Here is a 6,805-nt window from a genome sequence, read left to right on the forward strand (position 1 = left end):
ATAAGCCTAAGTCACCTACAAAATAAGTGTGATTTTCCTCTACTTCAAAATTGTATACTTTATTCTTAAATATACCTAAGTTATCAAGACCCACTTTACGAATCTTATCTACAAATTTTGCTACTTCTGGATATTTTTCAAAATTCATAGATTGAATTTCATTTTCATCTACAGTGTTATAAATGTCAGCATCTTTTACATATATCGTCCCTTGGGCTTTTGATGGAAAACAATTTTCGTTAAAAGCTTTATTAAAGAGATCGCCAATATAGTAAACAATATTTTTACTATCCCTAAAATCTATGAGCAACTCTGGATCCTGTTGCAAGCTATCCATAGTAAATCCAATACCCTCCATACTTGTTGCATAGATTTCAGTAGTCCAAGAGATGCAGCCTAATTTTTCATTAATTAAATAAACTTCGGACATTGGTTCTATTTCGTCTACTCTCGTCCAGTCTATTTTGGTACACCCATATCCCTCACTATCACCGTTTATCCATATTGTATGTTCTGGAGTTGCAAAAAGTAGATATTCAGACTCAGAATCTGGGTTATCTAAATACTCAATTTTAGATATGTAAGCATCCTTTGTCTCAAAAAGGTTTATAACTTTTTTATAAGAAATAGCTCCTCCAAACTCAGGCTTAGATAAAACCATATCCCCTATTTTAATTTCTTCAATTGGTACTAACCCTTTATCCGTATGTGCTAATGTACCTGCCACAAAACCAGCATTATGTTTAGTTTCTGCTTTGGTCATATTGCAATTCCCCTAATATTCATCATCTCTATAAGGGTTCTCAATCCCAAGTTTACTTAAAATTTCAATTTCAAGTTGTTCCATCTCAAAGGCTTCGTCTTCGCCAAGCTCATGGTCAAAACCCAAAAGATGTAACACCCCGTGCACAAGCAAATGGGTAAAATGGTCATTTAGCGTCTTGTCTTGCTCGTCTGCCTCACGCACCAGCACATCATGACAAATGATGAGTTCGCCCAGTGGTATGTTATTCATCATTTGACAAACGTCATTGGGTATATCGCTAGGGTAGGATAAAATGTTGGTGGCGTAGTCTTTGCCTCGTGCGTCCAGATTAAGGGCTTTTCCTTCGTCCATGCCACAGACATAAATATCCAAAGACTTAGGCAGGGCAATCCAGTCCTCGCCTGCAAACGTCTCTTCAAAAATAAAATATGGTAAAAATAGTCCGCTTTTGATTTTATCGCCCATGAAGTCAAGGGTGTGATTGAACGTGGCGGTTAATGTGTGATTTTGGTAAATGGGTAGGCTTTCAAGCTCTGCCACATCATCGGCAAAACTAATGGTGATTTCATTCATCGTTGCCACCTTGATGATTTTTGATGTTATTTAGAAAGGCAAGGGCGTCTAGCGTGCGGTTTCGCTCTTGTTCTTCACGTTGTTTTTTGCGAATGGCTTGACGTTCGCTTTCGGCTTGATTTTCAATCACTTCATGAGCGTCATAAGCCTCAATGATTTTTTGGACAAGATGATGTCGCACTACATCACGGCTATCAAAATATGTGATGTGAATATCATCAATATTTGCCAAAACATTCAAAGCGACGGCAAGACCTGATTTGTGTCCACGAGGCAAATCCACCTGTGAAGTGTCGCCTGTAATCACTGCACGAGAACCAAAACCAAGTCGTGTTAGGAACATTTTCATCTGTTCTGGCGTAGTGTTTTGGGCTTCGTCAAGTATCACAAATGAGTTGTTTAATGTCCGCCCACGCATATAGGCAAGGGGGGCGATTTCAATGATTTGGCGTTCGATGAGTTTGCCTACTTTTTCAAAACCAAGCATTTCATAGAGTGCATCATACAAGGGGCGTAGATAGGGGTCAATTTTTTGGGTCAAATCCCCAGGTAAAAAGCCCAATTTTTCGCCAGCCTCCACCGCAGGACGAACCAGCAGTATCCGCTCTATCTCTCCCCTTTCTAGCATATCCACCGCACATGCCACCGCAAGATAAGTCTTGCCCGTACCAGCAGGTCCTACACCAAAACTGATGTCAGAAAGTAGGATTTTGCGAACATAGTTAGCTTGGTTGTGTCCTTTGGGGGTGATTTTGCCTTTACGGGTGGAAAGGCTGATTGGGGGGTGTGTGATATGTTCAGAGACTCTGGCGTGGCTTGATTGGATAAGTAGGTGTAGCTCTTCACCTGTGATGTCGTCTTTTTCTTTGGCAAGCTCGGCAAGGGCAGTCAAAACGTGTTCGCCACGCTCAACACGACCAAAATCCCCTGTAAGGATAAAATCGTTACCACGACCCACGATGGTAAGTTCAAGGCGTTCTCGGAGGTATTTTAGATGGGTGTTGTATTCGCCCAAAAGGGTGCGAAGTTGGTTTGGTGTCAAATCAAAACTTATGGTACGAGTTAGGCTCAAATGGGTTTCCTTGTGGGTGATAAATGGTAGATTATATGCTTGTTGTTTGATAAAAATCAAGTGGATAATGGTTGTTGTCTGTTTGATTTTGCTAATAAAAAAGACAATACATGGCGTATTGTCTTTTTTTTGGAATATAAATTAGAATCTGCTAGTAAATCCAACATTAATATGGTTGGCATCATCGTATTTACCGTCAGTGTAGTCATAGCTAATGCCAACTTGGCTATTTGGCGTGATGTTATAATTCACACCAACTTTGCCAGATACTTTGGTTTTACCAGTTTCCCATTCATCAAACTCAACTGCTGTACTTGTACCTGTGTAGTTGGTATTTAGTTTGACATCTTTATTTAGATTTTGTGCAACTTGTGCACCACCAAATATTTCCCAATTATTGCTTGGGCGATACGCAATATCCACACCAACACCTGCTTGGGTTTGGTCGGCTTTAATGCTATTGATGGTGTTGATGCCATCATTGTAAGAGCCATCATATTTATAATTTTGGTGGCTGGCGAACACATAAGGTTTGATTGATGATGTTGGGGTTGGTTGAATGGTTGTGCCAACTTGCATACCCACACCATATAGGCGACCATCAAAATCTCCTTTGGTATTTGTGCCATGACGCTCGCTTTCAGTTTTGACATTTGCTCCTTTAACCCAACCTGACACATGGGCATTGCCAATGTTTTTGCCAGCACCTACGGTCAAACCAATCATATCAGTTTCGGTTTTGTTGTTGACACCATAAACAGCGTCTGTTAGGTCAAGTTTGCCAGCATCAATCTGCATACCCAAGCCAACACCTGAGTTAAGTTTGGTTGCAACACCAACGCTATAATTGGTGGTTTTGCGATCACTGGTGGCGTGGTTGAGTTTGTAATCACGTTCTTGGAAATCAACATTACCCCAAATTGCCCGACCCTCAGCATTGCCAAGTTGTTTGCTAAATTGAACGGTTTGGTTAGCACTTTCGTCCAATGCATTAGAAGCGGTGTTGGCATAGACAGTGGGGTCAAGGCGATATAGTTCTCTGTTGGTACTTGGTGTAGAGAGCGTGTTGGTGGTGGTTGCCATGTTTTCAAAGCTGGCAAACACGTTTTTGGCAAAATCAATTTCGCTGTCGTCAAGTTTGCCCGTTTCTTGTTTGTTGTCTAGCTCATTAAGCACTTTGTCTAGGTTGTTGGCAACGGTATGTCCGCTATCATTCATGCTGATAGAATACACCACATTGCCTGCCGATAGGCGTTTGGCAGTTACTTGTACATCTGTATTTGTACCATGACTGGCAGTGTTACCATTGCTGTCTGCTGTGGGGGTGTATTCTACTTTGGTAACTTCAAACAGTGGGTTGCTTGAACGGCTGTTGTCAAAACCGCCTTCAACCCCTCTGTCGGCACGAAGTACAGTACTGCGAGAGCCAGTCTGGGTGATGATGCCATTTTTGGCTTCGCCAGTAAGATTAAGTACGCCACCCAATTTGGCTTTACCACTTACGCTAAGTAGATTGCCAAACTGGACTTTAAGACCTGCATCTTTGTCTTTGGCGATATTGGCAGTATAATCACCATCAATATGTAGATTGCCTTCATTATTTACCCAACCATCAGTTTGGGTAACTTTGGCAACTTTACCATAACCTGTCAGTTCACCACCTTCAACCTTCATGTGCGACACGCCATTGTTGCCATTGACCTCAAGAGAACCACCTTTAATGATGGAGTCGCCACGATAGCTGTTGTCGCCCACCAAGACAAGTTTACCATCGCCTGTTTTGGTGAAACCTTTTTCACCTTTTAGGTTATTATAAAAAACAGAAGTGGGTGTGCCTGCTGTATCTAGGACAACATCGTCCCAATAAAAACCACCATAACCTTTGGCAGCTGTTTCTGGATCTAATAGACCCCAACCGCCCTCCCATGTGAGGTTTTTGCCGTTGTGATTGGCGATAACTTGACGGTTCTGCCAACCTTGTTCACCCGGAATATAAAAATTACCACGACTGTCGGTATAGTAATTGCCACGATAACCTGATGGTAGGCGACTTAACTTAATCAGCCCTTGATAAGTAGGGGATTGGGCAGCGATGTCCGCAAAATCTTTGGCGGTACTAAAGATGGTTTGAGCGATGTTTTCATTTTTCATCCAAGGATAGGCCGCTTTTACCAAAACCGCCGTCCCTGCTACCCTTGCCGTGGCAGGTGAAGTGCCTTGATAGGTGCTAAGTCTGCCATTGTTGGCGTAGTTTTGAGTGGTAGAGGTGGCAGATACACACCATTCGGCAGTACGACCACAGTAGTTGGCACTATCAAAATCCTCACGTGGTGATGAAACGGTAATAAAACCTTTTTTAAATTTGTCATTGATAAGTGGTGCTAGGTTTTCATCATGAGCATCATTTTGCCCTTCATTACCTGTGGCCTTGACGATGAGTGCATCTCTATTTAACACCAAGTCATGAATGACAGGCAGGGTGATGTCTGCATTGGTAACGCTACCATAACGACTATAAGTAACCTCGCCAGTATCACGATTGTAGTTGGAGTTTATGGCATCACGATACCAACGGTCAGTATTGTTAGAGCCCCATGAGTTGTTAAAAATTTTTACACCATGATCTTGATTGAGTTTGCGCATCATTAAAAATTGGTTGCCACCATTTGATGCTCTGTCAATGCTGTCGCTACCATAAATACGTGCATTGGTCATGCCGTTGTTGCCTGCAACAATCGCTGCCATTTGGTTGCCGTGATCACCACTGGCGAAGGTGGTTGGAATTTCTACAATACCAGAGTCATCACTAGGCAAATAGCAGTTGTTTCTACCAGCGATGTTGCAACGGATTTGGGTGCTGTGAACATTCGCCCCAATCATGTCTTGATTGTTGCGGTTGATGCCTGTGTCAATCACGCCAATTTTTTCGTTGCGAGTGTCAATCGTGGTTTTGAGTGTGTTTAGACGCTCTGCATAACCATCTTCACTAGTTCCATAAAATTTTTGGGTCAAATTGGTGTCGTTGGCACTGTCCATGGCACTATAACCTGTGCGAGTGTTTGCACTACCTCTGGATTGGGCTCTGACCAACGCTTGATTAACTTGTCTTGTGTAGTCGGGCTTGTTTAGGTTTTGAGATTTGATTGGGGCAACATAGGGAGCAACTGTATTGGTATTGCCAGTATTGTTTATGATGCCTGTGTTTGTGCCAGTGTTTGTACCACCTGTATTGGTATTGCCAGTACCTGTATTTGTGCCCCCTGTGTTAGCATTGTCGCTAGGTGCTGGTAGCAACCAACGACTATATATGGGTGGACGAGAGCGATTGACTGTATCTTGATTGGGGGATTGCCAACGACTATAAAGATTTTTGCTAGATTGGTTAGAGTTGGCATGATTATTGCTTGTGTCTAGGTGTGTGGTTTCTGCATGAGCAGAGACGCTAACAGCCATTAGACAGGCAACTGTTAGGGGTTTGAGGTAAAACTCACGTTGTGTAGAAGTATTTTGCATAGTTTATTTCCACATAATGAACGAAAAACGCCAAAACTTGGTTGTTTTGACACACGAACACCCACCCAAAGAACCAATCTATCGCCTCTTCCACAAATTGACAGATTGATGATTTGGGTTGGGTACTTTATTTTAGAAAAAAGTATCTCTAATGTCTAGTTTGTATTAACAAACTTACTTATTTGTTAAGATACAAATAAGTATTTGTTTTTTATAGTATTTTATATAAAAATACAATTTTTTGTACATATAAGTTACAAAACATCTCAATCAGTAACTATTTAGCAAAATAATACTTGTTCATTTTCTACCTTCACTGTTTAAATTATCTTTAAAATAAGCAGAATTTTTATAAAATTTTACCGCTTATACCATAAAATAATACTTTTTATCTTAATCTTTCTCACCTATCTCCTAAATTATTGCAAAAATATTCATAAAATATCTTTTCTATGATTTTGTGCAGTGGTGGGTTGGTCTTATTGATTGATGGTTTCTTTATTTTTTTATAATAAAAACAATAAGTTAAAAAATGTATTGCCTTTTTTATGAACATCAGGACTGTTATAATCAATAAACACTTGTACTCAAATATTATTTATTCGTAACAAAAAGTAATATTATTTTCATAAAAATAACCATTTAGTTAAAAAACGAGTGGCTAATGTGAGGGTGGTGTGTAGCAAAAAGTAAAAGATTAAAGAGACAACAGATGTATGAAAAGTATTGTAAAAATGACACAAATTTTATCATGTTGCTATGGAGGAAGGATTGTTATTGCCCTTACATGGCTGTATCAAATTTGATGCTTGGTATGTGTTAATTGCTAGAAATGAGTATGTAGGAATTAAAAAAGCCTTTTCATTAAGAAAAGGCTTATA

General features: G+C 40.4%; 4 protein-coding genes. All 4 read right to left on the reverse strand.

From position 1 onward, the window contains the following. The coding region (locus MOB01S_RS11575; protein ID WP_066805636.1) for a Hint domain-containing protein at positions 1–763 on the reverse strand (763 nt) is incomplete at its 3' end. Between the two features lie 12 nt (positions 764–775). After that, a complete protein-coding gene (gene ybeY, locus MOB01S_RS11580; RefSeq protein ID WP_084349737.1) occupies positions 776–1,339 on the reverse strand; it encodes an rRNA maturation RNase YbeY in 564 nt (187 codons plus the stop codon). Beyond that, positions 1,332–2,411, reverse strand: coding sequence for a PhoH family protein (locus MOB01S_RS11585; RefSeq protein ID WP_066805642.1), 1,080 nt, complete (start codon positions 2,409–2,411; stop codon positions 1,332–1,334). The genes ybeY and MOB01S_RS11585 overlap by 8 nt, the downstream gene beginning before the upstream one ends. Positions 2,412–2,552: 141 nt before the next feature. Continuing rightward, positions 2,553–5,924, reverse strand: a complete 3,372-nt coding sequence (locus MOB01S_RS11590; protein WP_066805639.1) for a S8 family serine peptidase — start codon at positions 5,922–5,924, stop codon at positions 2,553–2,555. Between the last annotated feature and the right edge of the window lie 881 nt (positions 5,925–6,805).

This window comes from Moraxella oblonga NBRC 102422 (assembly GCF_001598275.1).
GTDB classification, from domain to species: Bacteria; Pseudomonadota; Gammaproteobacteria; order Pseudomonadales; family Moraxellaceae; genus Moraxella; species Moraxella oblonga.